This window comes from Telluria sp. ZB2R32, from assembly GCF_059685715.1.
In genome coordinates this window covers 414,173-439,438 of sequence record NZ_JCASIG010000001.1, presented here as the reverse complement: position 1 = coordinate 439,438, position 25,266 = coordinate 414,173, and the positions used below count along the sequence as shown (strand labels likewise).

Sequence of the window (25,266 nt, the reverse complement as noted above, 5' to 3'; positions counted from 1 at the left end):
GAGTTGTCAGAAATTTTGTGACATTCAGGGCAACTGATGAGCGAAACGACAATAAAAAAACCGGAACCTTCATATGGAAGTTCCGGTTTTTAAACAAGCAAGGTCAGTGCTTACTTCGCTGCTGTCCCGCCCAGGTTCTTCTTGAAGAAGCCTTCGATCAAGCCATACACGTGGCGCTGGCTGGCGCGGCCCGAGATGCCGTGCTTGGCGCCCGGGTAGGTCATCAGGTCGAACTGCACGTTGCGTTTGACCAGTTCGTCGATCAGGCGCGTGCTGTTGGTGAACAGCACGTTGTCGTCGGCCATGCCATGTACCAGCAGCAGCGGCGACTTCAACCCGTCCAGGTGCGCGAACACGCCGCTGCGCTCGTAGGCTGCCGGGTCCGACTTCGGCGTGGCGCCCACGAACTGCTCGGTGTAGTGGGTGTCGTACAGCGCCCAGTCGGTGACCGGCGCCACCGACACGCCCATCGCGATCTTGTCCGAGGCGGCCGCCAGCAGGCGCAGCGTCATGTAGCCGCCGTAGCTCCAGCCGAACACGCCGACGCGTTTCGCGTCGACAAAGCTCTGCTGCGCCAGCCAGTCGATACCGGTGACCTGGTCTTCGACTTCGTTCTTGCCAAGGTTGTTATAGATGACGTCGGTGAACGCGCGCTCACGGCGGCTCGAACCGCGGTTGTCCAGCGTGAACACCACGAAGCCCTGCTGCGCCATGTACTGGTTGAAGTAATTGCCCCAGGTACGGGTCACGCGCTGCGAGTGCGGGCCGCCGTAGGTGAACAGGAAGACCGGATATTTTTTCGCCGGGTCGAAATCGGCCGGCTTGATCATCGAGTAGTGCAGGGTCTGGCCATCCTTGGCGGCAATGGTGCCGTATTCGGTCGGCAGCAGGTCCGGCAGGTATTTGGCGAACGGGTGGTTCGCGTTCAGCTCGTTCTTTTCCAGCCATTGCACCATCGCGCCGTCGGCCTTGCGGATCGACACTTGCGGCGGCGTGCGTGGGCTCGAATAGGTGTCGACAAAGATCTTGCCATTGCCGGCGAATGCCGCTTCGTGCCAGCCGTCGCCGCTGGTGATGCGCGCCGGCTTGCCGGCGGTGCTGCCGTTCAGGGCCAGGGCGTAGGTCTGCTTGTCGATGACGGCGTCCTTGTTCGACGATACATAGACCTTGCCGGCGGCCTCATCCACGGCGAGGACGTTGTCGATGCCCCATTCCCCGCTCGAGATCGGGTTCAGCAGCTTGCCGTTCAGGTCGTACAGATACAGGTGGTTGCGGCCGCTGCGTTCCGACGCCCAGATAAATGCCTGGCGGTTTTTCAGGAAGCGCAGGTCATTGTGGATGCTGACCCAGGTCTTCGAAGTTTCCGTCAACAGGTTGCGCTGCGCCAGCGTGGCCACGTCGACCGCCACCAGGTCGAGGCGCTTCTGGTCGCGCGTCTGGCGCTGGTAGACCAGGGTCTTGCTGTCCGCGCTCCAGTCGGCACGGACCAGGTAGATGTCCTTTTCGGCGCCGAGGTCGACCTTGCGCGCGGCGCCCGTTTCCGGCGAGACGATGAACAGGTCCACCAGCACGTTCGGATCGCCCGCGGCAGGGTAGTGCTGGTCGATCACTTCGGTGCGGTCGGCAAAGATCTCGAAGCGGCGCACGACCGGCACCGGCGCTTCGTCGTAGCGTTTATAGGCAATGGCAGAGTCGTCCGGCGCCCAGTAGTAACCGGTGTGCTGGTCCATTTCTTCCTGGGCCACGAACTCGGCTTCGGCGTTGTGCACGGTGCCCTTGCCGTCCTGGGTCAACTGGCGCTCGGCGCCGGTCTTCAGGTCGATCACGACCAGGTTCTGGTTGCGCACGAAGGAGACGTAGCGCCCCTTCGGCGAAATCTTTGGATCGAGCACGTTACCCGACGCTACCTTGCGGGCGGCATCCGGCTTGGCGACGTCGACCAGGTACAGGTCGCCGGCGATCGGCACCAGCAATTGCTTGCCGTCCGGCGACCAGCTGTACGAAATGATGCCCGACAGGCTGGCCGTACGCGCGCGTTCGCGGCGCGCCTTTTCCTCGAGCGACAGGTTCTCGTTCGGCACCAGTTTCTTGGAGTCGACCAGGCGGCGCGTGGTCTTGTCCTTCATGTTGTATTCCCACAGGTCTTGCTGGAACTGGTTGTCGTCGCGGCCGCGCAGGAAGGTCACGCGTTCGCCGTCGGGCGACACACGCAGGGCTTTGACGCCAGGACCGGCGAGCGAGGTTTCGCCGTGAATGCGGTCGAGCGTGAGGCGTTCCGCGGAGGCGGGCGCGGCCGCAAGTGCGGCCAGGAGGCAGAGGAGAAGGCGCATTGATTGTCTCGATGAAAGTTAGCTTTATGCAACGGACGAGACGATACCAGAGTCCGGGGGTAAAAGCTGTATGTACCGTCGGTTCGACGCCACGCCAACGGCGAACTTGATAGTTATATAATTATTAATAAACTCACAAAGACAACCATGACCACATCTATCCTGCGTCTCCCCGGGGGCCTGCTTGCAGCGCTGTTCTTGAGCATGAACGCGGCGGCAACGCCCTTGAGCGCGATCGAAGGCGAATACGACCTGGTGTCGTCGACCACCGTCCCGGACGGCAACTGGAAGTTCACCAAGGGCCGCATCTCGATAACGAAATTCGACGAGCGCCATGTAACGATCCTGCACGCCTGCGAGTGGAAGAACAGTCCGAAGGAAGTGTGCAACGAGCGCTACGTGGCGCAGGGCCGGAACGGCAATATTTATCTGCAGGACATGAATACCTCGAACCAGCGCATGGCTTTCGACCCGGCGGCGCGGCGCCTGACGGTCGTCACGGAGGGCGTCAACGGCACGGTGCGGCGCGACGTCTACGCGGCCTCGAGTACGCCGCTCACCGACCGCGCGCTGGTGCGCCGCATGAAACGCGAGCGCGATGCCGTCGACGACCTGGTCGACCAGCCGCACTTCGGCCCTTACAGCAAGTGGGAGTTCGGCAAGAATCCGATCGAGGTCACGCGCCTGCAGTGAGTTGCGCCGCGTGTCGCACCTTCTGGCGCGACAGCTTTTCCATCGACCAGGTCAAGAGCACCGCGGCAATCGTCAAGCCCAGCACCAGCCCGATCCAGAAGCCGGTCGATTCCATCGGCGCACCTGGCGACCATGGGAACCAGCCCGGGGCAATGCCGAGGATATAACCCAGCGGCAAGCTAAAACCCCAGAAGGCGACCAGCTGGATGATCATCGGCGGACGCGTTACCTGGTAGCCGCGAATCGCCGAGGCGGTCGCTACCTGGGTCGCATCGGACAGCTGGAACAGCGCCGCGAACAACAGCAGGTGCACGCAGGTTTCCTGCACCGCCGGATCGGACGTGTAGGCGCGTGCGATTTCCCAGCGGAACAGGGCGATGAAGGCGGCCGACAACAGGCCGAAGGCGACCGACATGCTCACGCCCACGCGCGCCACGAATTGCGCGCGCACCGGATTGCCTTCGCCCATCGCCTGGCCGACCCGGGTCAGCAGGCCGATGCCGAAGCTGAGCGGCACCATGAATACCAGCGAAGAAAAATTCAGCGCGATCTGGTGCGCCGACACTTGCACCACGCCGAAGCGCGCCACCATCAGGCTGATCAGGCCAAAGGCGCTGACCTCGGCAAAATAGGTGACGCCGATTGGTAAGCCCAGGTGCAGCATGTGGCGGATTTCCTGCCAGTCCGGACCTTCCCAGCCGGTGAACGGATAGGTCATGCGGTAGACCGGCGAGATTTTTACCCAGATCACCATCGCAATCAGCATCAGCCACATGCCGGCCGCGGTCGACACCGCGCAGCCGACCGCCCCCATCCGCGGAAAGCCCCAGTTGCCGAACACCAGCAGCCAGTTGCTGGCCACCACGAACAGCAAGCCCATGATCGCGATGATCATGATCGGCTTGGTCTCGTTGATGCTGGTCGTGTAGCCGTACAGCGCGCGGTAGCAGGCGAAGGCCGGCATGCCGAGGCTGGTCACGTGCAGGAACAGCGCGGCGCGGTCGGCCACATGCTGGTCGAGGCCGATGTGGTCGAACAGCAGCGTGCACAGGTTGGTCGCCAGGCAGGCAATCAGGCCGATGCCCGCGCCTTTCCACAGCGCCTGGCGCACCGTGTGCGGGATCTTGTCGTAGCGCCCGCCGCCGATTTCGTGCGCGACCACGGTATTAATCGACATCATGATGCCCATCACCGTCACCAGCACGATCGACCAGACCGAGGCGCCCAGCGACACGGCGGCCAGCTCTTCCGCGCTCACGTGCCCCGTCATCGCGACGTCGGCCACGCCCATGCCCACGGTGGCCATCTGGCCGACCAGCATCGGCCAGGACAGTTTCCAGAGGGTGGCGATTTCCTGGCGGACGGGCGAGGGCGGAGCGGCGATGGTGGTCGAAGTCATGGGTGAAACCGGGTGCGGAAAGCCGTGATTTTACTGTCTTATTGCTAAGGCTGCGAATGCGCCGTGCGCACCTGCGGTGGCGTTGAAAACCGGGTGCGCAGCCATCACATACACACCAACTTCTTCATCCAACACTCCAGGAGCAAGCTCGTGGAATACAAGGACTATTACCAGACACTTGGCGTCGACAAGGGCGCCAGCGCGGACGACATCAAGAAGGCGTACCGGAAAATGGTGCGCAAATACCACCCCGATGTCAGCAAGCACGCGGACGCGGACGCGAAAACCAAGGAAATCAACGAAGCCTACGACGTGCTCGGCGACGCCGACAAGCGCGCCGCCTACGACGCGCTTGGGCGCGGCCATCGTGCCGGCGAGCAGTTCCATCCGCCGCCGGACTGGAGCGAGCATTTCGATTTCGGCGGCGCCGGTGCCGACGACTTCTTTGCCGACCTGTTCGCCCAGGCCGGCCGCTCGCGCCGCGGCGGCGGTTTCCAGATGCGCGGCGACGACATCCACGCCGCCATCACGATCGACCTGATTGATGCCTACCGCGGCGCCACCCGCACCGTCAGCCTGCGCGTGCCGAAAGCCGAGGGGCCTGGCCGCGCTACGATGCAGGAAAAGACATTGAGCGTGAACATCCCGCGCGGCGTGACGCCGGGCCAGCAGTTGCGCCTGGCGGGGCAGGGTCACGAGGGCCATGGCGGCGCCGGGGCCGGCGACCTGTATCTCGAAATCCAGTTCGCGCCGGACCCGCGCTACCGCATCGACGGCGCGCACGTCTACGAGAACGTGCCGGTCACGCCCTGGGAGGCGGCGCTGGGCGGCAGCGTGGCGGTGCCGACACCCTCCGGCACGGTCGAGGTGACGATCCCCGCCGGTTCGCAGAGCGGCCGCAAGCTGCGCCTGAAAGGCAAAGGCATCCCGGCTGCCACCCCGGGCGACCTGTACCTGATCCTGGACGTCGTGCTGCCGCCGGCCAACAGCGACAAGGCACGCGCGCTCTACCAGGCGATGGCGCGCGACCTCGCCTTCAATCCACGTACCCATGCTTGAGGAGGAACCGATGTTTGCGAACCAGACTATCACCGGCGTCCTGGTCGACGAGGCCGCCCTCGACATGATCGAACTGGCCCGCGCCTGCCGGGTCGAACCGGACTGGGTGGTGCGGCACGTGCAGGCCGGCGTGCTCGGCAGCGCAGCCCCGGCCCCGGCGCCGGCGGCGGCGCTGCGCTTTCGCAGCAGCGACCTGGCGCGGGCGCGGCGCCTGCTCGAACTCGAACGCCATTTCGATGCGGACGAGGAACTGGCCGCGCTCGTGATCGACCTTGCCGACGAGGTGCGCCGCCTGCGTGCCCGCCTGCATGCGCTCGGCATCAGGGATCGTTGAACCTGCCGCCGCGGCGCGCCCGAAGCGCGCGCCGTGCAGGCGGGCGTCCTCCTAGAATAGTGTCAGATGATTCACACACTTTCATATCAGGAGGTTACATGACCACAGATCAGGTAGAAGTACAGGAACCGGAACACGAAAAGGTGAACCGCCCGCCGCTGGAAGGCAAGCGCGTCGCCGTCGTCATGACCGATGGCGTCGAACAGGTCGAGTACACCGGCCCGCGCAGCTTCCTGGAGCAACAGGGCGCGCAGGTGATCCTGATTTCGCCGAAAGGCGTGGGCGCGGCGGTGCAGGGCATGAACCACGACGACAAGGGGGATATGTTCCCGGTCGAGATGAACATCCAGGACGCCCACCCGAACGATTTCGACGCCCTGCTGCTGCCGGGCGGCGAACAGAACCCGCTCGAACTGCGCAAGAGCCCGGAATCGATCGCCTTCATCCGCGAGTTCTACGCCGCCGACAAGCCGATCGCGGCCATCTGCCACGCGCCCTGGGTGCTGATCGACGCCGGCATCGCCGAGTCGAAAAATCTCACCAGCTGGCCCGATATCCAGGACGACATGAAGCAGGCCGGGGCCGAATGGATCGACCAGGAAGTGGTGATCGACGAAAAGCTGATCACCAGCCGCAAGCCGGACGATATTCCGGCGTTTAACGAAGCCTTGATGAAGGCCTTGATGGTGTCGGCGGACCTGTCGAATATGGGGGCGTCGTCGTAATTATGTGAATCATGCCGCGTGCCGAAGAGGCTATCTTCGGCCCGCGGCGGGTCTTGGTGATTTGGCCCGGATCGTCTCCTGATGATCTCGGCCTGGATCATGTCCCGTAGGGTGGGCACTCGTGCCCACGCGGATTCAACGCACCAATAGCTGTTCAGGCAACAGCCCCACATGCGCAATATTGCCGACCTCTGGCCGCGCTACGCCCCGCCAATCTCCCGCTGCACCTTCTTCGTCAACTTCCCAAACACCAACTCATACGACCTGCGCAACAACTGCGCCGCTTCCTCGTCGCGCAACGCCTGCGCATCTTCCACATACACCCACTTCGCCCGCGCCAGGTAGGGCGCTGGAATGATCCCTTTTCTATCCGTCAGTTCGAGGAAGCGCTCGTCCTCGACCTTGAAGCTGATGCCGGTGGCCTCGCCCAGGTTGGTGACGGCGAACATCTTGCCGCCGACGGAGAAGACCAGGTCGTTGCCCCACTTGGTGTCTTCAGTGACGCCAGGAAGGCTGCGGCAGACGGCGATCGCAGAGTCGAAATTCATGGGCGTACGCGGTGATGAATCAGCGCTGCGCGAAACTCGGGCCGCGGTCGAGGAAGATATCGATGTGGACCAGCAGGTGCCCGCCGACCGGCTGCCCAGCGATCTTGGCCGCGAGCTTGCCGGTACTGCCCAGTTTGAGTTCGAGCGCGGTGGCGAAACTGCCTTGTTTCAGTAACGGCAGCTTGATGGTGGCGATGCCGTCTTTCAGGACGGCTTGCATGGCGGTGTTGAGGTCCTGGGTTTCTTCGGGCGTGAAGGTGACGAAGCGCAGGGTGCCGCCGCCGAGTTCGGGGCCGGTGAGCAGGGCGTCTTCGGTTGGGGCGAGGAGGAAGGTAGTGGTGGAGGTGCGTTGTTTGCCGCTGATTTTTAGCATGGGTTTTCCAGGGTGAGGTTTGTGGAAATGCTAACACAGGACGAGCGAGCGGCTGAGCAGTGGAGGGCGGAAAATCGCTGCGCGATTTTCTATAGTCAGGCGAATCGGATAGCCGTTGCGCCCGGAGGCGCAACGTCGCTCGCAGGCTCGCCGCTGCGCGACTCGAAACCCCTGCTCGCCCCTCGTCCGTGCCGTCCGAGGATTCGATTCCCTCCGCCCAAACACCGACGAACAAAAAAACACACCCCCGCTGGCTTTCGCCAGCGGGGGTGTGTTTTTTTGTGCGGTGGTGGAGGCGGAGGGAATCGAACCCTCGTCCGCAAGCACTCTACAGACAGTTCTACATACTTAGCACTATCATTTAATTTAACCGGCACGACGGGGATGTGCACCCTGCGTACCAGCGAGTTACCTTAAATTTCGGAAGCAACCAAGTAACCCGGTTGAGTCCTAGCCTCTGTAAATGACTCTACTTGCCTTGCGGCCCACCCCAGAGGCGAGGTAGTGTAGAGCTAGCAGCAATTAAGCTGCGAGTGCGTACGAGTTATCGTTTGCAGTTATTGATTTCTGGATGTATTTACGAGGTAACCAGTCCTCGGTATGCCCTGCGCTGCTTTGCAACCCACGTCGAAACCAGGTCGCCCCCAACGAAATTACATTGTACTCCAATCGCGGGCGGTGTGCAGGTGTCTGCACAGGCCCGATCCAATCGTGCCCCGCGACGTTACAGACTGTTGCAAGTGGGTGTGCCCGGCATGCCACACAGTGTTCAAATTACAAAGGCTCGCGGGGATGGTCGGGTTTCTAAGGCACGTACGCGTGGGCTCGGAGAGCCCACCCTACGGTACGCGACTGTCTCAACTATTACTGGCCGTTGCGTTTGGCGACTTCGTTGCCGAGGTAGCCGCCGCCGATGATGCCGGCGAGGGTGGCGAGCTTCTTGCCGTTGCCGCCGCCGACCTGGTTGCCGATCAGGCCGCCGATGACGGCGCCGGTGCCGATGCCGACGTAGCTCGGCTGGGCAGGCGCAGGAGCGGGGGCCTGGCGGTAGGTTGGCTCTTCGTAGCGCACCGGCTGCGGGGCAGGGCGGTGCTCGACGACGCGGCGCTCGACCACGCGTTCGACGACGCGTGGCTTCGGTGCCGGTGCCTGCTTCACGACCGGGGCCGGTTCCTGCTTGACGATGACGACCGGGGCGGACGGGTTGTTGGCGGCTTGCACGTAGGTCGTCGTGCCCGGTGCGGCGCTCACGACCAGCGGGGCGGCCTGTGCGGTCTGGGCCGGCGCGGCGTACTGCGCCTGGGTCTGCATCGCGGCTTGCAGCTGGGTGGGGGCGAGCGGGGCGGCGGCGGTGGGCGCCAGCACGGCTTGCGGCTCGGGAGCGCTGCGCGACGATGGCAGCATGCCGGTGATGGCGGCGGCGCCGGTCAGGCTGACGATGATCACCGACACGGCTGCGGTGGCCATCAGGGGATGAATGCGGGTGGCGGTTGCGGTGGTGTTCATAATCTGCTCCATCTGTTGTTGCGTTGTCGATGGATGCAGATTACGGAAGTCGGCAGTTACACGGTAGACAGAAACCCGTTTCAGTCGTAATCAGTTGTAACGTCAGACGGCGGCAGCGACAGGCATGCGTGCAACGCTACGCAGCAGTTCCAGCAGGTCGAGCGGCGTGGCGCACAGGTAGTCGGCGCCCCAGGTCTGCGGTTCGATGGCGCCGCAATAGCCCCAGGCGCAGGCAACCGTCAGCATGCCTGCCGCGCGGCCGGCTTCGATGTCGCGCAGGTCGTCGCCGACGTACCAGCAGGCACTCGGCGCGATGTCGAGCCGGCGTGCGCCTTCCAGTAGCGGCGCCGGGTGCGGTTTCGCGAATGGCATGGTGTCGCCCGAGACGATGCAGCCGGCGTGCGCCAGGCCGATCTGCGGGATCAACGGATCGGTGAAGCGCGCCGGCTTGTTGGTGACCACGCCCCAGGCCATGCCGGCCTCCTCGATGCCCTGCAACAGTGCATCGACGCCCTCGAATAGCCCACTCTCTTCCGCCATGTGCGCCTGGTAGCGGTCGAACCATCGGATGCGCAATTCCTCGTAGCCGTCGTCGCCCGGCGCCAGGCCGAAGGCGGCGCCGATCATGCCGCGCGCGCCGGCCGAGGCGGTCGGGCGCAGTACGCTGTAGGGCGTGGGCGCCAGGCCGCGCTCGGTGCGCAGCCAGTTGACGGCGGCGGCGAGGTCGGGCGCGGTGTCGGCCAGCGTGCCGTCGAGATCGAACAGGACGGCGCGCGGCGCTGGAATGAAAGCAGGGGAGGTCATCGAATCGAAAGCGTCAGATTGGTTTGGTCAAACGGGCTTGGTACAGGCAACCATGTAATTCACATCGGTGTCGTTGTTGAGCGAGTAAATCCTGGTCAGCGGATTGTAGGTCAAGCCCTTCATGCCCTCGACCTGCAGGCCGGCGGCGCGCATGAATTGCGAGAGTTCGGCCGGCGTGAGGAACTTGCCGTAGTCGTGGGTACCGCGCGGCAGCATGCGCAGCACGTATTCGGCGCCGATCACGGCCAGCAGGTAGGCTTTCGGATTGCGGTTGATGGTCGAGAAGAACAGGTGTCCGCCCGGTTTTACCAGGGCGGCGGCGGCGCGCACGATCGAGGCCGGGTCCGGGACGTGTTCCAGCATTTCCATGCAGGTGACGATGTCGTACTGGCCCGGTTCCTCGGCGGCCATGTCTTCGGCGGCGATCAGCTTGTAGCGCACGTCGACCCCGGATTCGAGGCCGTGCAGGTCGGCGACCTTCAGCGCCTTTTTCGACAGGTCGATGCCGGTCACTTTCGCGCCCTTGCGCGCCATCGATTCGGACAGCACGCCGCCGCCGCAACCGATGTCGATCACGTTCTTGCCGGCCAGGGGCGCGCGCGCGTTGATCCATTCCAGGCGCAATGGGTTGATTTCATGCAGCGGACGGAATTCGGAAGTCGGGTCCCACCAGCGGTGGGCCAGCTCGCTGAATTTGTTGATTTCGAGAGGATCGGCGTTCGTAGTCATAGGTCGGAATAATAACGGGAAAGTTTGTCCTGCGACGGACAAAAAGAATCGGCGAAAAAAAACCCCGCCGCAGCGGGGTTTTTTAATGAAGCAAGATTACTGCGGACGGCTGCGGGTACCGACGACTTCGATCTCGACGCGGCGGTTCTTCGCGCGGCCAGCCGAGCTCTGGTTGTCTGCAACCGGCTGCTTCTCGCCCTTGCCTTCGGTGTAGACGCGGTTGGCGTCGATGCCTTTGCCCTGCAGGTAAGCCTTGACGGCTTCAGCGCGGCGGATCGACAGCTTCTGGTTGTAGGCATCGGTGCCGATCGAGTCGGTGTGGCCGACGGCGATGATGACTTCCAGGTTCATGTCGCCCAGCTTCGAGGTCAGCTCGTCGAGCGACGACTTGCCTTCAGGCTTGAGGACGGCCTTGTCGAAATCGAAGAAGGCGTCAGCCGAGTAGCTCACCTTTTCCGAGGTCGGCACAGGCGCCGGCGCCGGGGTTGGGGCTGGGGTTGGCGCAGGGGCTTCGACTGGTGGTGGCGGCGGGGCGACGCACTTGCCGTTCTCGAGCTTTTCTGGTGGGACGCACAGCGGCGCGTCGCAGCCTGGAACGGCATCGGCCGGGGTCCAGTAGCCGGTACGCCAGCACAGGCCGAAAGGATCGCGCGCGATCACGCCGCGGCTGTCCTGGACGTAGGCGCTGTACGGCTTGTTCGCCTGAATGTCGGTCGTCAGCGGAGCGTACGGTGGTGCGCTTTGTGCGAACGCACTGCCAGCCATCGCTGCCGAAGCTGCGAGCATGAGGGTTGCAATCTTCTTCATATTTTTTGATCCTTTCGGGTTTTATATCTCTTCGCTGCGAAACTTATACCATTCACGACAACGTAGGCAGAATACTAACACCTTTTGCAGTCGTGTTCGTTTCGCATTATGAAACATGCAATTAACTTCTGGGCCATTTTGCCACATTCACACCATCCGCACTGACTGCGCTTGCGCAATGATGGTGCATGATAAATCGACGTGTTGTTTCTTCGCAACAATCTTGTCAGTAGCGCCGCTAGCTTGACCGAGGTTTATGACGTGCATGTGTCAAATCAACAAGTGTGCCGATTAGTGCACACAATAGCGTGCAAGATGTCAGTTAGGCAAATCTCGCCCACTGTATAGGTGCATGGTAGAATCATCCGTTGGAACATAACCATTAGCTGAAAGCAGTCGACCCGCCCAATGGATCAATTCGCAAAAGAAACAGTCCCCATTTCCCTCGAAGAAGAGATGCGCAAGAGCTACCTCGATTACGCGATGAGCGTGATCGTGGGCCGTGCGCTGCCGGATGTGCGCGATGGCCTGAAGCCGGTGCACCGCCGCGTCCTGTTCTCGATGCACGAGAGTAATTACAACTACAACCGTCCGTACGTGAAGTGCGCGCGCGTGGTTGGCGACACCATGGGTAAGTACCACCCGCACGGCGACTCGTCGATCTACGACACGCTGGTGCGCATGGCCCAGGATTTCTCGCTGCGCTACACGCTGGTCGACGGCCAGGGCAACTTCGGCTCGATCGACGGCGACAGCGCCGCGGCAATGCGTTATACCGAGTGCCGGCTCGACAAGATCGCCAGCGAACTGCTGGCCGACATCGACAAGGACACGGTCGACTTCCAGCCGAACTATGATGGCAAGGAAAAAGAGCCGACGGTCCTGCCGACCAAGATCCCGAACCTCTTGATCAACGGCTCGTCCGGCATCGCGGTCGGCATGGCGACGAACATCCCGCCGCACAACCTGGCCGAAGTCATCAACGGCGCCCAGCATCTGCTGCGCAACCCGGAATGCACGATCGACGAACTGATCGAACTGATTCCGGCGCCGGACTTCCCGACCGCCGGCATCATCTATGGCGTTTCGGGCGTGCGCGACGGTTACCGCACCGGCCGCGGCCGCGTGGTGATGCGCGCCAAGACCCACTTCGAAGAATATGGCAAGGATGGCGGCCGCATCGCGATCATCATCGACGAGCTGCCGTACCAGGTGAATAAAAAGTCGCTGCTCGAGCGCATCGCCGAGAACGTGCGCGACAAGAAGCTGGAAGGCATCAGCGACATCCGCGACGAGTCCGACAAGTCGGGCATGCGCGTCGTCATCGAGCTGAAGCGCGGCGAAGTGCCGGAAGTGGTGCTGAACAACCTGTACAAGCAGACGCAGTTGCAGGACACCTTCGGCATGAACATGGTGGCGCTGGTCAACGGCCAGCCGAAGCTCCTGAACCTCAAGCAGATGCTCGAGTGCTTCCTGTCGCACCGCCGCGAAGTGGTCACGCGCCGCACCGTGTTCGAGCTGCGCAAGGCGCGCGAGCGCGGGCACATGCTCGAAGGCCTGGCGGTCGCGCTGGCGAACATCGACGACTTCATCGCCATCATCAAGGCGGCGCCGACGCCGCCGGTGGCGAAAGTCGAACTGATGGGCCGCGGCTGGGATTCGTCGCTGGTGCGCGAGATGCTGCTGCGTACCGCCGAAGGCAGCACCATCGGCGGTATCGACGCCTTCCGTCCCGAGCACCTGCCGAAGCACTACGGCATGCAGGCCGACGGCCTGTATAAACTGTCGGACGAGCAGGCCCAGGAAATCCTGCAGATGCGCCTGCAGCGCCTGACCGGCCTGGAGCAGGACAAGATCGTCAACGAGTACAAGGACGTGATGGCCCACATCGCCGACCTGCTCGACATCCTGTCGCGTCCGGAACGCGTGACCACCATCATCAGCGACGAGATGGTGCAGATCAAGAACGACTACACCGAGAACAACAAGGACGGCCGCCGCTCCGCCATCGAGCACAACGCCAGCGACCTCGATACCGAAGACCTGATCACGCCGCAGGACATGGTCGTGACCCTGTCGCACACCGGCTACATGAAGTCGCAGCCGATCGCCGAATACCGCGCCCAGAAGCGCGGCGGGCGCGGCAAGCAGGCGATGGCGACCAAGGAAGAGGACTGGATCGACCAGCTGTTCATCGCGAATACGCACGACTACATGCTGTGCTTCTCGAACCGCGGCCGCATGTACTGGCTGAAGGTGTGGGAAGTGCCGCAGGGCTCGCGCAATTCGCGCGGCAAGCCGATCGTCAACATGTTCCCGCTGCTGGACAACGAGAAGATCACGGTGATCCTGCCGCTGTCGGGCGAAAACCGGACCTTCCCGGAAGACCACTACGTGTTCATGGCGACCTCGCTCGGCACGGTCAAGAAGACGCCGCTGCGCGATTTCTCCAACGTGAGAAAGGCCGGCATCATCGCGGTCGATCTCGACCAGGGCGACTTCCTGATCGGCGCCGCGCTGACCGACGGCCAGCACGACGTGATGCTGTTCTCGGATGCCGGCAAGGCCGTGCGCTTCGACGAGAACGACGTGCGTCCGATGGGCCGTACCGCGCGCGGCGTGCGCGGCATGAACCTGGAAGAGGGCCAGAACGTGATCGCGCTGCTGGTGGCCGAGAACGAACAGCAGTCGGTGCTGACCGCGACCGAGAACGGCTTCGGCAAGCGTACCCCGATCACGGAGTACACCCGCCACGGCCGCGGCACCAAGGGCATGATCGCGATCCAGACCACCGAGCGTAATGGCCCGGTGGTGGCAGCGACCCTGGTCGACACCACTGACGAGATCATGCTGATCACGACCGGCGGCGTGCTGATTCGCACCCGCGTGTCCGAGATCCGCGAGATGGGCCGCGCGACGCAGGGCGTGACCCTGATCGCGGTCGAAGACGGCACCAAGCTGTCGGGCCTGCAGCGGATCGTGGAAACCGATCTCGAGGAAGTCGAGATCGAAGCCGCGCCGCAGTAAAAGCTGGAGAAAGGAGGGCGCTGCCCTCCTTTTGTTTTTTGATGCGGCAAACCTGGAGTAATGATGAAACGTCTCGTTGCAACGATGTGCGCGCTGGCCTTGTCGGCACCGGTATTGGCCCAAACCCAGGCGCCGTCTGCGCCCGCAACGGCGGCGAGTGCCGACCCTGCGCTGACCCAGAGCGTGCGCGAACTGCTGACCCTGATGAAGTACCGCGAGCAGTTGACGGCGCGCCTGCAGCAAACCGCCCAGGCCATGCCGAAGGCCGTGCTCCAGGCCCAGGCGGCCCGGATCAACGCCAATTCGAAGCTGACCGAAGAGCAGAAGAAGGCCGAGCTGGCCATCGTCTCGAACGACATCCCGAAGGGCATGGTGGCGGGCCAGCGCGTGCTGTCCGATCCGAAGCTGGTCGACGATATTTTCGAGCGCGTTGTTCCCATGTATGCGCGCCAGTTCACGCAGGCCGAGGTCAACGAGCTGCTGGCCTTTTACCGCAGCCCGGTCGCGGCGAAACTGCAGGGTGCGCTGCCGCAAATCATGCAGGAGACAAACCAGCTGACCCAGGACATGATCAAGGAGCGCCTGGCAACGGTGATTCCCCAGGCCCCACGGAGAAAATAAGGAGCAGGCAAGCCAGTGACCCAGGTATTCAATTTCTCGGCCGGCCCGGCCGTCCTCCCGCAGGCGGTGCTGCAGCAGGCCGCCAGCGAGATGCTCGACTGGCACGGCAGCGGCATGTCGGTGATGGAGATGAGCCACCGCGGCCCCGAATTCATCTCGATCTATCGACAGGCCGAAGCGGATTTGCGCGAGCTGCTGGCGGTCCCGGCCAACTATAAAATCCTGTTCATGCAGGGCGGGGGACTGGGCCAGAACGCCATCATCCCGCTCAATTTGCTGGGCCGTGTACGCGAGCCGGCGACCATCGACTTCGTCCACACCGGTTCCTGGTCGGGCAAGTCGATGAAGGAAGCGGCGCGCTACGCCAACGTCAACGTGGCGGCATCAAGCCAGGCCGACCGCTTTACCAATGTGCCGCCGCAGGAGTCGTGGAAGCTGACCGAGGGCGCCGCCTACCTGCACGTCTGCACCAACGAAACCATCGACGGCGTCGAGTACAACTTCGTGCCGCAGACGCCGGACGGCGTGCCGCTGGTGGCGGACATGTCCTCGCACATCCTGTCGCGCCGGATCGACGTCTCTCAGTACGGCGTCATCTTTGCCGGGGCGCAAAAGAACATCGGTCCGGCCGGCCTGACGCTGGTGATCGTGCGCGAGGATTTGCTGGAATACGCGCTGCCGATCTGCCCATCCGCCTTCCACTGGAAGAACGTGGCCGAGCACGACTCGATGTTCAATACGCCGCCGACCTATGCGATCTACATCGCCGGCCTGGTGTTTGCGCACCTGAAAGCGCAGGGTGGCGTGGCGGCGGCGGAAGCGCGTAATATCGAAAAAGCACGGCTGCTCTACGAAGCGCTGGACCGGGACGATTTCTACAGCAACCGTGTCGACCATGCATGTCGCTCACGCATGAATATCCCGTTCTATTTACGCGACGAGTGGTTGAATGAGCAATTCCTGGCCGGCGCGAAGGCGCGCGGGCTGCTGCAGCTGAAGGGCCACAAGTCTGTCGGGGGTATGCGGGCGTCCATTTACAATGCGATGCCGGTCGAAGGGGTGCAGGCCCTGGTCGATTATTTGAACGAGTTTGCGGGGCGGTAAACCAATATCGGTCGCATACGCTCGTACCGGTGGCGCACCGTAGGGTGGGCACTCGTGCCCACGCTTTCATGCGCGTGCATACCGCAACATATCGTCGGACGCCGCCGTTAATCATCCGATGAACGCGTGGGCTCAGGAGCCCACCCTACGTTACACAGCGGCCAACGAATAAGACCTTAGCTAACATGACAGACAAACTCACCCCCCTGCGCGAACAGATCGATGCGATCGACGCGCAAATCCTCGACCTCCTGAACCGGCGCGGCCGCATCGCCCAGGAAGTCGGCCACGTCAAGGCCGAGACCGACGCCCCCGTGTTCCGCCCCGAGCGCGAAGCGCAGGTGCTGCGCGGCGTGGCCGAGCGCAATCCCGGTCCGCTGAAGAACGGCGACGTGCAGACCATCTTCCGCGAAGTGATGTCCGCCTGCCGCGCGCTGGAAAAGCGCGTCACCGTCGCCTACCTGGGCCCGGCCGGCACCTTCAGCGAGCAGGCCGTGTACGCGCAGTTCGGCAGCGCCGTCGCCGGCTTGCCCTGCGCCTCGATCGACGAAGTCTTCCGCGCCACCGAAGCCGGCACCGCCGACTTCGGCGTGGTTCCGGTCGAAAACTCGTCGGAAGGCGCGATCAACCGCACGCTCGACCTGATGCTGGCCACCACCAGCATCATCAGCGGCGAAGTGTCGATTCCGGTCCACCACAGCCTGATGAGCAAGACCGGCAGCATGGACGGCGTCACTGTCGTCTGCGCCCATTCGCAGGCGCTGGCCCAGTGCCAGGTATGGCTGAACCTGCACCACCCGCACGTCGAGCGCCGCGCGGTCGCCTCGAACGCCGAAGCGGCCGTCATGGCGAGCAAGGACGCCAGCGTCGCCGCGATCGCCAGCGAGATGGCCGGAGAGCAGTACCAGCTCGGCGTGGTGCAGGCCCATATCCAGGACGACCCGCACAACCGCACCCGCTTCGTCGTCATCGGCAGCCTGCAAACCAATCCGTCGGGCGCCGACCGCACCTCGCTGGTGCTGGCCGTGCCGAACACCGCCGGCGCCGTCTATAAACTGCTGGCGCCGCTGGCCACGCATGGCGTGTCGATGACGCGCTTCGAGTCGCGCCCGGCGCGCATCGGCACCTGGGAGTATTACTTCTATGTCGACGTCGAAGGCCATCGCCAGGACCTACCTGTTGCGCGCGCGCTGAAGGAGTTGCAGGACAACGCCGCCTTTTTCAAGCTGCTGGGTTCCTACCCGGTCGGCCTTTAATTCCCCTTATTTGAGTCCACGTCATGTCGAAATTCGGTCCAGAATACGTCCGCGCCATCGCCCCTTACCAGGCCGGCAAACCCATCGCTGAAGTCGCCCGCGAATTCGGTCTCGACGAAGCCAGCATCGTCAAGCTCGCCTCCAACGAAAACCCGTTCGGCGTGCCCGAGTCGAGCAAGCAGGCGATGGCGCAAGCCGCCGCTGAACTCGGCCGCTACCCGGACGCCAACGGGTTCGAACTGAAGGCCGCGCTGGCCGCGCGCTACGACGTCCCGGCCGATTGGATCACGCTCGGCAACGGCAGCAACGACATCCTCGAGATCGCCGCCCACGCCTTCGTGCAAAAGGGCGAGTCGGTCGTCTTCGCGCAGTATTCGTTCGCCGTGTACGCACTCGCCACTCAGGGCGTGGGCGGGCGCGCGATCGTGGTGCCGGCCGTGAACTACGGCCACGACCTCAAAGCCATGGCCGCCGCCATCGAAGCGGACACGCGCCTGGTCTACGTCGCCAACCCGAACAACCCGACCGGCACGTTCATCGGCGCGGACGAGATCGAAGCCTTCCTGCAGCAGGTGCCAGGCAACGTGGTCGTCGTGCTCGACGAAGCCTATAACGAATACCTGGCGCCGCAATACCAGTTCGAGTCCGCCAACTGGGTGCGCAAGTACCCGAACCTGATCGTCTCGCGCACCTTCTCCAAAGCCTATGGCCTGGCCGGCCTGCGCGTCGGCTTCGCCATCGCCCAGCCGGAGGTGACCGACCTGATGAACCGCATCCGCCAGCCGTTCAACGTCAATTCGCTGGCCCAGGCGGCGGCGATCGCGGCGCTGAACGACAAGGAATTCCTGGAAAAGGGCGCGCAGAACAACGCCGAGGGCTATCAGCAGATGATCGCCGCCTTTGAAGAGCTCAAGCTCGAGTACGTGCCTTCGTTCGGCAACTTCGTGCTGGTGCGCGTGGGTGATGACGATCAGGCCGGCGCGCGCGTCAACCTGGCCTTGCTGAAGCAGGGCGTGATCGTGCGTCCGGTCGGCGCCTACGGCTTGCCGCAGTGGCTGCGCATCTCGATCGGCCTGCCGCAGGAAAACGCGACCTTCATCGAAGCGCTCAAACGCGCCCTGGCAAACGGGGACAACTAAATGCTGGGCAAGGTTGTCGTCATCGGCGTCGGGCTGATCGGCGGCTCGTTCGCGCTGGCCTTGAAACAGGCCGGCGCAGCGCGCCAGATCGTCGGCATGGGACGCTCGCCCGAAGCGCTGGCGCGTGCATTGGAGCTGGGCATCGTCGACAGCGTGACCGACTCGGCGCAAGAGGCAATGGCAGGGGCGGACCTGGTGCTGCTGGCCGCACCGGTCGCCCAGACCGGGCCGATCCTGGCGGCGCTGGCGCCGTACCTGGACCTGGGCACGGTCGTCACCGACGCCGGCAGCACCAAGTCGGACGTCGTCGCCGCCGCGCGCGCGGCGCTGGGTACAAAGGTAAAACAGTTCGTGCCGGCGCACCCGATCGCCGGGCGCGAATCGAACGGTCCGGATGCGGCGCTGGCCGCGCTCTACCAGGGCAAGAAGACCGTGATTACGCCGCTGCCGGAAAACGCCGACGGCGACGTCGGCCTGGTGGCGGCCGCCTGGCGCCTGTGTGGCGCGATCATCCACACGCTCACGCCGGCGCAGCACGACCGCGTGTTCGCCGCCGTCAGCCACCTGCCGCACCTGCTGGCCTATGCACTGGTCGACGACATCGCCAATAAACCGCATGCGGACCAGCTGTTCCAGTACGCCGCCAGCGGCTTTCGCGACTTCACCCGCATCGCCGGCTCCTCGCCCGAAATGTGGCGCGACATCAGCCTGGCCAACCGCGACGCACTGCTCACCGAGCTCGATGCATATCTGGCACAATTGACCGTATTGCGCGGACGGCTCGCCGCCAACGACGGGCCGGGCCTCGAAGTCATCTATACGAACGCGCAACGCGCCCGCCGCGCCTGGAGCGAGGCGATTGAAACCGCCGAGCCCGCGCCGCCACAGAGTCAGGAACCGGAATGACGCAGCAAACATCGAAACACTACCCGCAGCACATCGACCTCGAGCCCGTGATGCACGTCGAGGGCACGGTGCGCCTGCCGGGCTCGAAGAGCATCTCGAACCGCACCCTGCTGCTGGCCGCGCTGAGCCAGGGCACGACCACCATCCATGATTTGCTGGCCTCGGACGACACCATGGTCATGCTGGGCGCGCTGCGCTCGCTCGGCATCCGCTGGGATGAAGTCGACGAACGCACGGTGGTCGTCCATGGCAATGGCGGCGTGCTGCCGAACGGCGAGGCCGATCTCTTCATGGGCAATGCCGGCACCGCGATCCGTCCGCTGACCGCGGCGCTGGCGGTGATCGGCGGCGACTACACGCTGCACGGCGTCTCGCGCATGCACGAGCGGCCGATCGGCGACCTGGTCGACGCCTTGAACGACATCGGCGCCCAGGTCGAGTACACCGGGGAGCAGGGCTTCCCGCCGCTGCGCATTCGCCGTGGCCACATCCATGCAAATCGGTTATCGGTGCGCGGCAACGTGTCGAGCCAGTTCCTGACCGCGCTATTGATGAGCGCACCGCTGATGGCGCGCGGTCACGCGGTGACGATCGACGTCGTCGGCGAACTGATCTCCAAGCCGTATATCGAGATCACGCTGAACCTGATGCGCCGCTTTGGCGTTTCGGTAGACCAGAACGGCTGGGCTTCGTTCACGGTCCAGCCGGGCCAGCATTACGTGTCGCCCGGTGCGATCCACGTCGAGGGCGATGCGTCGTCGGCGTCGTACTTCCTGGCGGCCGGCGCGATCGGCGGCGGGCCGGTGCGGGTCGAGGGCGTGGGGCAGGACAGCATCCAGGGCGACGTGCGCTTTGCCGATGCGCTCGAGCGCATGGGCGTGACCATCACCCGCGGCGAGAACTGGATCGAGGCGCGCGGGAATGGCGTATTGAAAGCGATCGACGCCGACTTCAACCATATTCCGGACGCGGCGATGACGATCGCGGTGGCCGCGTTGTACGCCGACGGGCCGAGCACGCTGCGCAACATCGCCAGCTGGCGCGTGAAAGAGACCGACCGTCTGGCGGCGATGGCGATCGAGTTGCGCAAGGTCGGCGCTGAAGTGGAGGAGGGGCCGGATTACATCCGCATCACGCCGCCCGAGGAGTTGCTGCCGGCCGTGATCGATACCTATGACGACCACCGCATGGCGATGTGCTTCTCGCTGGCCGCGCTGGACGGTAAGGCGCGCCGCGGCAACGCCATGCGCATCAACGATCCGAAATGCGTGGCCAAGACGTTCCCCGACTATTTCGAAGCGTTCGCGGGGATCGCCCGCAACGAGTTGTTCTAAATTCGTGTTTTAAACAAGAGGTAACTAATGCCCAACTCCCACATCCCCGTCATCACGATCGATGGCCCGACCGCATCCGGCAAGGGCACGGTCGCGGCGCGCGTCGCCGACCGCGTCGGCTACCACCTGCTCGACTCGGGCGCGCTGTATCGCCTGACGGCCCTGTCCGCCATGCGCGCGGGTGTTGCGCTGGACGATGACCGCGCCGTGGCGCAGCTGGCGGAGACCCTGCCGGCGACATTCTCGAACGGCGGCATTTTCCTGGCCGGGGAAGAAGTCGGGGAAGTCATCCGCGCTGAGGAAGTGGGCAACAACGCGTCGAAAATCGCCGCCTTTCCGAGCGTGCGCCAGGCCCTCTACGCCCTGCAACTGGGCTTTCGCAAGGCGCCCGGCCTGGTGGCCGACGGGCGCGACATGGGCACGGTGATTTTCCCCAACGCGCGCCTGAAAGTGTTTCTGACGGCAAGTGTGGAAGCGCGGGCTCAGCGGCGATATAAGCAATTGATTGACAAAGGATTTTCTGCTAATATGGACGATCTGCTTGCCGATTTGCAGGCGCGCGACGACCGCGATACCCATCGCACCGTCGCCCCGCTGGTGCCGGCAGAAGGCGCGTACATCCTCGATACGTCGGATATGACGGTTGATGAAGCAGTGGAGCAAGTGCTCCATTGGCACACGCTGTTGTAATCGCTGTTGTAACCGTTTGGTGCCTGCGACGGCATTTCGCCCTGCAGGTGTTGTTTTAACCTGACCCAGTTCAGAACCGCACCCTTGCCGGTCCTGCTGGCTAACATGTAAATCACCTATGTCTACTACCACCCAAGATACCGGTATGGAAAGCTTTGCCGCCCTGTTCGAAGAGTCGCTGTCGCGTCAAGACATGCGCTCGGGCGAAGTCATCTCGGCTGAAGTCGTGCGCCTGGATCACAACTTTGTGATCGTCAACGCCGGCCTGAAGTCGGAAGCTTTCATTCCGGTCGAAGAATTCAAGAATGACCAGGGCGAACTGGAAGTCCAGATTGGCGACTTCGTTTCCGTGGCCATCGAATCGCTGGAAAACGGTTTCGGCGATACCATCCTGTCGCGCGACAAGGCCAAGCGCCTGGCATCGTGGCTGGCTCTGGAAAAGGCAATGGAGTCGGGCGAGATCGTCACCGGCACCGTCAACGGCAAGGTCAAGGGCGGCCTGACCGTCCTGACCAACGGCATCCGCGCATTCCTGCCGGGTTCGCTGGTCGACACCCGTCCGGTCAAGGACACCACCCCGTTCGAAGGCAAGACCCTCGAATTCAAGGTCATCAAGCTGGACCGCAAGCGTAACAACGTCGTGCTGTCGCGTCGCGCCGTCATCGAAGCTTCGATGGGCGAAGAGCGCCAGAAGCTGATGGAAACGCTGAAGGAAGGCACGGTCGTGACCGGCGTCGTCAAGAACATCACCGACTACGGCGCGTTCGTGGACCTGGGTGGCATCGACGGCCTGCTGCACATCACCGACCTGGCATGGCGTCGCGTGCGTCACCCGTCGGAAGTGCTGTCGGTTGGCCAGGAAATCACCGCCAAGGTCCTCAAGTACGATCAGGAAAAGAACCGCGTCTCGCTGGGCGTCAAGCAGCTGGGCGACGATCCATGGACCGGCCTGTCGCGTCGTTACCCGCAAGGCACCCGCCTGTTCGGTAAAGTCACGAACCTCACCGACTACGGCGCGTTCGTCGAAGTCGAGCAGGGCATCGAAGGCCTGGTGCACGTGTCGGAGATGGACTGGACCAACAAGAACGTGGCCCCGAACAAAGTCGTGCAGCTGGGCGACGAAGTCGAAGTCATGGTCCTGGAAATCGACGAAGAGCGTCGCCGTATCTCGCTGGGCATGAAGCAGTGCAAGGCGAACCCATGGGACGACTTCGGCATGACCCACAAGAAGGGCGACAAAGTCCGCGGTTCGATCAAGTCGATCACCGACTTCGGCGTGTTCATCGGCCTGCCAGGCAACATCGATGGTCTGGTGCACCTGTCGGATCTGTCGTGGACCGAAGCCGGCGAAGAAGCAGTCCGTCGCTTCAAGAAGGGCGACGAGCTGGAAGCCGTCGTGCTGGCCATCGACGTCGAGCGCGAGCGTGTTTCGCTGGGCGTCAAGCAGCTCGAAGGCGACCCGTTCAACAACTTCGCTGCACTGAACGACAAGGGTTCCCTGGTCACCGGTACGGTCAAGTCGGTTGAGCCGAAAGGCGCCGTCATCGCCCTGAACGAAGAAGTCGAAGGCTACCTGCGCGCTTCGGAAATCTCGCGTGACCGCGTGGAAGACGCCGGCACCCACCTGAAAGTGGGCGACAAGGTCGAAGCACTGGTCATCAACATCGATCGCAAGGCTCGCAGCATCCAGCTGTCGATCAAGGCGAAAGACAGCGCTGACACCCAGGAAGCGATGAGCAAGCTGTCGTCGTCGTCGGACAGCAATGCCGCATCGGGCACCACCAGCCTGGGCGCACTGCTGAAGGCAAAGTTCGATAATAAGAACTAAGCAAGAACTAATTGGCTCACTGAGGCGAACAGATGACCAAGTCCGAGCTGATTGCACGACTGGCTGAGCGTTATTCTCAGCTGGTCGCGAAAGATGCGGAGTACGCAGTCAAGACCATCCTCGATGCGATGACCAACGCCCTGGCGACCGGGCAGCGCATCGAGATCCGTGGTTTCGGCAGCTTTGCGCTCAACAGCCGCCCGCCCCGCATCGGCCGCAACCCGAAGTCCGGCGACAAGGTGATGGTGCCCGAAAAACGGGTGCCCCACTTCAAGCCGGGCAAGCAGTTGCGCGAGCGGGTCGACGCGATGGTCGGGCAACCGATCATCGAAGACTGAGTCGTCTGCCAGCGTGCAGGCAACAGAGAACGGCGTCCTTCGGGCGCCGTTTTTTTTTCGTCGAACAGACCCGTAGGGTGGGTGGGTCTCCCACCCACCCTACGTCCCTCCGGCAAGCGTGCCTCATCTTTGAAAATAACCCCCAGATATGCGACACTGCGCCTTTGCCCCACCCACCGCCAGGCCCACCCGATGAAATTCGTTTCCACCATCGCCGGATTTATCCTGTTCGTCCTGTTTTTCGGCTTCGCGCTGAAGAACACGCAGGAAGTCGACCTGCACTTTTTCCTCGGTTACGAACTGCGCGGTCCGCTGGTGCTGATGCTGCTCGCCTTTTTCATCGCCGGCGCGGCGCTCGGCATCCTGGCCATGTCGCCGACCGTCTTCCGCCACCGCCGCGAAGCCTCGCAGCACAAGAACACGGTGCAGGCGCTGCAGAGCGCCGCCGGTACCGGCACTGCCCAGCCGGCGGCGGATTCGGTGGCCGTCGTGGCCGCGCCGCCGCGCTAATCAATCAAGCAATCAAGAACAACAAGCTATGGAATTTGAAACCTGGTGGCTGCTCGCCGTCCCCGTCTTCTTTGGCCTCGGCTGGATCGCCGCCCGGGTCGACATCAAACAGATCCTGTCCGAATCGCGCACCTTGCCGCGGGCTTATTTCAAGGGCCTGAACCTGCTGCTGAACGACCAGCCCGACAAAGCCATCGATGCCTTTATCGAGATCGTCACGCTCGACCCGGAAACGGCCGACATGCACTTCGCGCTCGGTAACCTGTTCCGCCGCCGCGGCGAGATCGAACGAGCGATCCGCGTCCACCAGAACCTGCTGGCGCGGCCCGACCTGCCGCTCGAACAGCGCACCCAGGCCCAGTACGAACTCGGCATGGATTACCTGAAGGCGGGCCTGCTGGACCGCGCCGAAGAAACCTTCAACGGCCTGGTCGACGGTAGCTACAGCGTGCAGGCCCAGCGCGCGCTGCTGGAAATCTACCAGCGCGAAAAGGAATGGAGCCGCGCCATCGACGCCGCCGCCGGCCTGCAGTCCTCGGGCGCCGGCGCGCGCCAGAAGGAAATCGCGCAGTTCTACTGCGAGCTGGCCCAGGATGCGCTGGTGCGCACCGACCTGGCGGACGCGATGGCCCTGCTCGACAAGGCCCTGCACGCCGACCGCAACAGCGTACGCGCCACCATGCTGCTGGGCGACGCCCTGCTGGCCCAGGGCGAAGTCGAAAGCGCGATCTCGACCTGGAAGCGCGTCGAGCAGCAAAGCGTGCCGCACGTGGCGCTCGTCGCCGGCCGCCTGATGGATGGCTACCGCCGCGTCGGCCGCCCGCAAGAGGGCGTCAACCTGCTGCGCTCCTACCTGGCCGAAGCCTCGTCGATCGACCTGATCGACGTCGTCTTCAAGGCCGTGATCGAACTCGACGGCGTGGAAGCCGCCAAACAGCTGGTGATCGACGAGCTGCGCCGCAACCCGACCCTGCTCGGCCTCGACAAGCTGCTCGAGGCGCGCCTGATGGATGCGCCGGCGCACATCTGGGAAGAGCTGTCGATGGTGAAGAACCTGATCCACGGCTACACGGCGAAGCTGGCGCGCTACCAGTGCGGCCATTGCGGCTTCAAGGCGCGCCAGTACTACTGGCAATGCCCGGGTTGCAGCCGCTGGGAGACCTACCCGCCGCGCCGCACCGAAGAATTGAACGTGATGAATTAAAT

At 63.5% G+C, this 25,266-nt stretch carries 24 protein-coding genes and 1 other RNA gene; 16 read left to right on the top strand and 9 right to left on the bottom strand.

From position 1 onward, the window contains the following. Positions 1-110 precede the first annotated feature (110 nt). Positions 111-2,330: a S9 family peptidase gene (locus AC56LG_RS01900; protein ID WP_497164441.1), complete on the bottom strand. Its 2,220-nt coding sequence runs from the start codon at positions 2,328-2,330 to the stop codon at positions 111-113. A gap of 147 nt (positions 2,331-2,477) precedes the next feature. On the opposite strand from AC56LG_RS01900, the gene AC56LG_RS01895 reads away from it, so the two are divergent. Then, a complete protein-coding gene (locus tag AC56LG_RS01895) occupies positions 2,478-3,023 on the top strand; it encodes a hypothetical protein (protein WP_497164440.1) in 546 nt (181 codons plus the stop codon). Here AC56LG_RS01895 and AC56LG_RS01890 read toward each other — a convergent pair. Further along, on the bottom strand, positions 3,007-4,422 hold the full coding sequence (locus tag AC56LG_RS01890; protein WP_497164439.1) for an MATE family efflux transporter: 1,416 nt from the start codon (positions 4,420-4,422) through the stop codon (positions 3,007-3,009). The genes AC56LG_RS01895 and AC56LG_RS01890 overlap by 17 nt on opposite strands. A 150-nt stretch (positions 4,423-4,572) precedes the next feature. Here AC56LG_RS01890 and AC56LG_RS01885 point away from each other — a divergent pair, with 150 nt between their 5' ends. The 3 genes from AC56LG_RS01885 (at position 4,573) to AC56LG_RS01875 (ending at position 6,540) form a co-directional block, all read left to right on the top strand. After that, positions 4,573-5,481: a DnaJ C-terminal domain-containing protein gene (locus tag AC56LG_RS01885; RefSeq protein ID WP_497164438.1), complete on the top strand. Its 909-nt coding sequence runs from the start codon at positions 4,573-4,575 to the stop codon at positions 5,479-5,481. 10 nt (positions 5,482-5,491) lie between these two features. Then, a complete protein-coding gene (locus tag AC56LG_RS01880) occupies positions 5,492-5,815 on the top strand; it encodes a MerR family transcriptional regulator (protein WP_497164437.1) in 324 nt (107 codons plus the stop codon). 98 nt (positions 5,816-5,913) lie between these two features. Continuing rightward, a complete protein-coding gene (locus AC56LG_RS01875) occupies positions 5,914-6,540 on the top strand; it encodes a type 1 glutamine amidotransferase domain-containing protein (protein ID WP_497164436.1) in 627 nt (208 codons plus the stop codon). A gap of 200 nt (positions 6,541-6,740) precedes the next feature. On the opposite strand, the gene AC56LG_RS01870 is transcribed toward AC56LG_RS01875, so the two are convergent. The 7 genes from AC56LG_RS01870 to ompA form a co-directional block, all read right to left on the bottom strand. After that, positions 6,741-7,088 (bottom strand): MmcQ/YjbR family DNA-binding protein, encoded by a 348-nt coding sequence (locus AC56LG_RS01870; protein WP_497164435.1) that lies wholly within the window; start codon positions 7,086-7,088, stop codon positions 6,741-6,743. A gap of 19 nt (positions 7,089-7,107) precedes the next feature. Further along, positions 7,108-7,461 (bottom strand): hypothetical protein, encoded by a 354-nt coding sequence (locus tag AC56LG_RS01865; RefSeq protein WP_497164434.1) that lies wholly within the window; start codon positions 7,459-7,461, stop codon positions 7,108-7,110. A 287-nt stretch (positions 7,462-7,748) separates the two neighbouring features. Then, positions 7,749-8,107, bottom strand: a transfer-messenger RNA (tmRNA) gene (gene ssrA, locus AC56LG_RS01860). Positions 8,108-8,325: 218 nt separating this feature from the next. Next, complete coding sequence (locus AC56LG_RS01855; RefSeq protein WP_497164433.1) at positions 8,326-8,967, bottom strand: glycine zipper 2TM domain-containing protein; 642 nt, start codon at positions 8,965-8,967, stop codon at positions 8,326-8,328. A gap of 102 nt (positions 8,968-9,069) precedes the next feature. Next, positions 9,070-9,771, bottom strand: coding sequence for an HAD family hydrolase (locus AC56LG_RS01850; RefSeq protein WP_497164432.1), 702 nt, complete (start codon positions 9,769-9,771; stop codon positions 9,070-9,072). Between the two features lie 27 nt (positions 9,772-9,798). Beyond that, positions 9,799-10,500, bottom strand: coding sequence for a bifunctional 2-polyprenyl-6-hydroxyphenol methylase/3-demethylubiquinol 3-O-methyltransferase UbiG (gene ubiG, locus AC56LG_RS01845; RefSeq protein WP_497164431.1), 702 nt, complete (start codon positions 10,498-10,500; stop codon positions 9,799-9,801). 96 nt (positions 10,501-10,596) lie between these two features. After that, a complete protein-coding gene (gene ompA / locus AC56LG_RS01840) occupies positions 10,597-11,307 on the bottom strand; it encodes an outer membrane protein OmpA (RefSeq protein ID WP_497164430.1) in 711 nt (236 codons plus the stop codon). Positions 11,308-11,715: 408 nt separating this feature from the next. Between ompA and gyrA the strand changes: the two genes are divergently transcribed. From gyrA to lapB, 12 genes are all read left to right on the top strand, one after another. Continuing rightward, positions 11,716-14,334 carry a DNA gyrase subunit A gene (gyrA, locus tag AC56LG_RS01835; RefSeq protein WP_497164429.1) on the top strand — a complete coding sequence of 873 codons (2,619 nt, stop codon included), beginning with the start codon at positions 11,716-11,718 and terminating at the stop codon, positions 14,332-14,334. 63 nt (positions 14,335-14,397) lie between these two features. Then, a complete protein-coding gene (locus AC56LG_RS01830) occupies positions 14,398-14,955 on the top strand; it encodes a DUF2059 domain-containing protein (protein WP_497164428.1) in 558 nt (185 codons plus the stop codon). 15 nt (positions 14,956-14,970) lie between these two features. Beyond that, a complete protein-coding gene (gene serC / locus AC56LG_RS01825; RefSeq protein WP_497164427.1) occupies positions 14,971-16,059 on the top strand; it encodes a 3-phosphoserine/phosphohydroxythreonine transaminase in 1,089 nt (362 codons plus the stop codon). A 185-nt stretch (positions 16,060-16,244) separates the two neighbouring features. Next, complete coding sequence (gene pheA / locus AC56LG_RS01820; RefSeq protein ID WP_497164426.1) at positions 16,245-17,315, top strand: prephenate dehydratase; 1,071 nt, start codon at positions 16,245-16,247, stop codon at positions 17,313-17,315. 23 nt (positions 17,316-17,338) lie between these two features. After that, positions 17,339-18,454, top strand: coding sequence for a histidinol-phosphate transaminase (gene hisC, locus AC56LG_RS01815; RefSeq protein WP_497164425.1), 1,116 nt, complete (start codon positions 17,339-17,341; stop codon positions 18,452-18,454). Further along, on the top strand, positions 18,455-19,360 hold the full coding sequence (locus AC56LG_RS01810; protein WP_497164424.1) for a prephenate dehydrogenase: 906 nt from the start codon (positions 18,455-18,457) through the stop codon (positions 19,358-19,360). Further along, the gene (gene aroA, locus AC56LG_RS01805; protein ID WP_497164423.1) at positions 19,357-20,694 is read left to right on the top strand and encodes a 3-phosphoshikimate 1-carboxyvinyltransferase; all 1,338 of its coding nucleotides are present in this window, start codon (positions 19,357-19,359) and stop codon (positions 20,692-20,694) included. The genes AC56LG_RS01810 and aroA overlap by 4 nt, the downstream gene beginning before the upstream one ends. Before the next feature lie 27 nt (positions 20,695-20,721). Next, positions 20,722-21,384 carry a (d)CMP kinase gene (gene cmk / locus AC56LG_RS01800; protein WP_497164422.1) on the top strand — a complete coding sequence of 221 codons (663 nt, stop codon included), beginning with the start codon at positions 20,722-20,724 and terminating at the stop codon, positions 21,382-21,384. Between the two features lie 118 nt (positions 21,385-21,502). Then, positions 21,503-23,212 (top strand): 30S ribosomal protein S1, encoded by a 1,710-nt coding sequence (gene rpsA, locus AC56LG_RS01795; RefSeq protein ID WP_497164421.1) that lies wholly within the window; start codon positions 21,503-21,505, stop codon positions 23,210-23,212. 32 nt (positions 23,213-23,244) lie between these two features. Continuing rightward, positions 23,245-23,550 (top strand): integration host factor subunit beta, encoded by a 306-nt coding sequence (locus tag AC56LG_RS01790; protein WP_056344442.1) that lies wholly within the window; start codon positions 23,245-23,247, stop codon positions 23,548-23,550. 192 nt (positions 23,551-23,742) lie between these two features. Beyond that, positions 23,743-24,060: a LapA family protein gene (locus AC56LG_RS01785; protein WP_497164420.1), complete on the top strand. Its 318-nt coding sequence runs from the start codon at positions 23,743-23,745 to the stop codon at positions 24,058-24,060. Between the two features lie 28 nt (positions 24,061-24,088). Continuing rightward, entirely contained in the window at positions 24,089-25,264 is a 1,176-nt protein-coding gene (lapB, locus tag AC56LG_RS01780; RefSeq protein ID WP_497164419.1) for a lipopolysaccharide assembly protein LapB, read from the top strand. Positions 25,265-25,266 lie beyond the last annotated feature (2 nt).

Bases quoted from the DNA above. Each gene is read 5' to 3' on its own strand.
- AC56LG_RS01890 (WP_497164439.1), bottom strand. From the start codon at position 4,422: ATGACTTCGACCACCATCGCCGCTCCGCCCTCGCCCGTCCGCCAGGAA.
- lapB (WP_497164419.1), top strand. From the start codon at position 24,089: ATGGAATTTGAAACCTGGTGGCTGCTCGCCGTCCCCGTCTTCTTTGGC.
- rpsA (WP_497164421.1), top strand. From the start codon at position 21,503: ATGTCTACTACCACCCAAGATACCGGTATGGAAAGCTTTGCCGCCCTG.
- ompA (WP_497164430.1), bottom strand. From the start codon at position 11,307: ATGAAGAAGATTGCAACCCTCATGCTCGCAGCTTCGGCAGCGATGGCT.
- aroA (WP_497164423.1), top strand. From the start codon at position 19,357: ATGACGCAGCAAACATCGAAACACTACCCGCAGCACATCGACCTCGAG.
- AC56LG_RS01830 (WP_497164428.1), top strand. From the start codon at position 14,398: ATGAAACGTCTCGTTGCAACGATGTGCGCGCTGGCCTTGTCGGCACCG.
- AC56LG_RS01790 (WP_056344442.1), top strand. From the start codon at position 23,245: ATGACCAAGTCCGAGCTGATTGCACGACTGGCTGAGCGTTATTCTCAG.
- gyrA (WP_497164429.1), top strand. From the start codon at position 11,716: ATGGATCAATTCGCAAAAGAAACAGTCCCCATTTCCCTCGAAGAAGAG.
- AC56LG_RS01850 (WP_497164432.1), bottom strand. From the start codon at position 9,771: ATGACCTCCCCTGCTTTCATTCCAGCGCCGCGCGCCGTCCTGTTCGAT.
- AC56LG_RS01900 (WP_497164441.1), bottom strand. From the start codon at position 2,330: ATGCGCCTTCTCCTCTGCCTCCTGGCCGCACTTGCGGCCGCGCCCGCC.
- AC56LG_RS01810 (WP_497164424.1), top strand. From the start codon at position 18,455: ATGCTGGGCAAGGTTGTCGTCATCGGCGTCGGGCTGATCGGCGGCTCG.
- ubiG (WP_497164431.1), bottom strand. From the start codon at position 10,500: ATGACTACGAACGCCGATCCTCTCGAAATCAACAAATTCAGCGAGCTG.
- AC56LG_RS01880 (WP_497164437.1), top strand. From the start codon at position 5,492: ATGTTTGCGAACCAGACTATCACCGGCGTCCTGGTCGACGAGGCCGCC.
- AC56LG_RS01855 (WP_497164433.1), bottom strand. From the start codon at position 8,967: ATGAACACCACCGCAACCGCCACCCGCATTCATCCCCTGATGGCCACC.
- hisC (WP_497164425.1), top strand. From the start codon at position 17,339: ATGTCGAAATTCGGTCCAGAATACGTCCGCGCCATCGCCCCTTACCAG.
- pheA (WP_497164426.1), top strand. From the start codon at position 16,245: ATGACAGACAAACTCACCCCCCTGCGCGAACAGATCGATGCGATCGAC.
- AC56LG_RS01785 (WP_497164420.1), top strand. From the start codon at position 23,743: ATGAAATTCGTTTCCACCATCGCCGGATTTATCCTGTTCGTCCTGTTT.
- AC56LG_RS01895 (WP_497164440.1), top strand. From the start codon at position 2,478: ATGACCACATCTATCCTGCGTCTCCCCGGGGGCCTGCTTGCAGCGCTG.
- AC56LG_RS01875 (WP_497164436.1), top strand. From the start codon at position 5,914: ATGACCACAGATCAGGTAGAAGTACAGGAACCGGAACACGAAAAGGTG.
- cmk (WP_497164422.1), top strand. From the start codon at position 20,722: ATGCCCAACTCCCACATCCCCGTCATCACGATCGATGGCCCGACCGCA.
- AC56LG_RS01865 (WP_497164434.1), bottom strand. From the start codon at position 7,461: ATGCTAAAAATCAGCGGCAAACAACGCACCTCCACCACTACCTTCCTC.
- AC56LG_RS01870 (WP_497164435.1), bottom strand. From the start codon at position 7,088: ATGAATTTCGACTCTGCGATCGCCGTCTGCCGCAGCCTTCCTGGCGTC.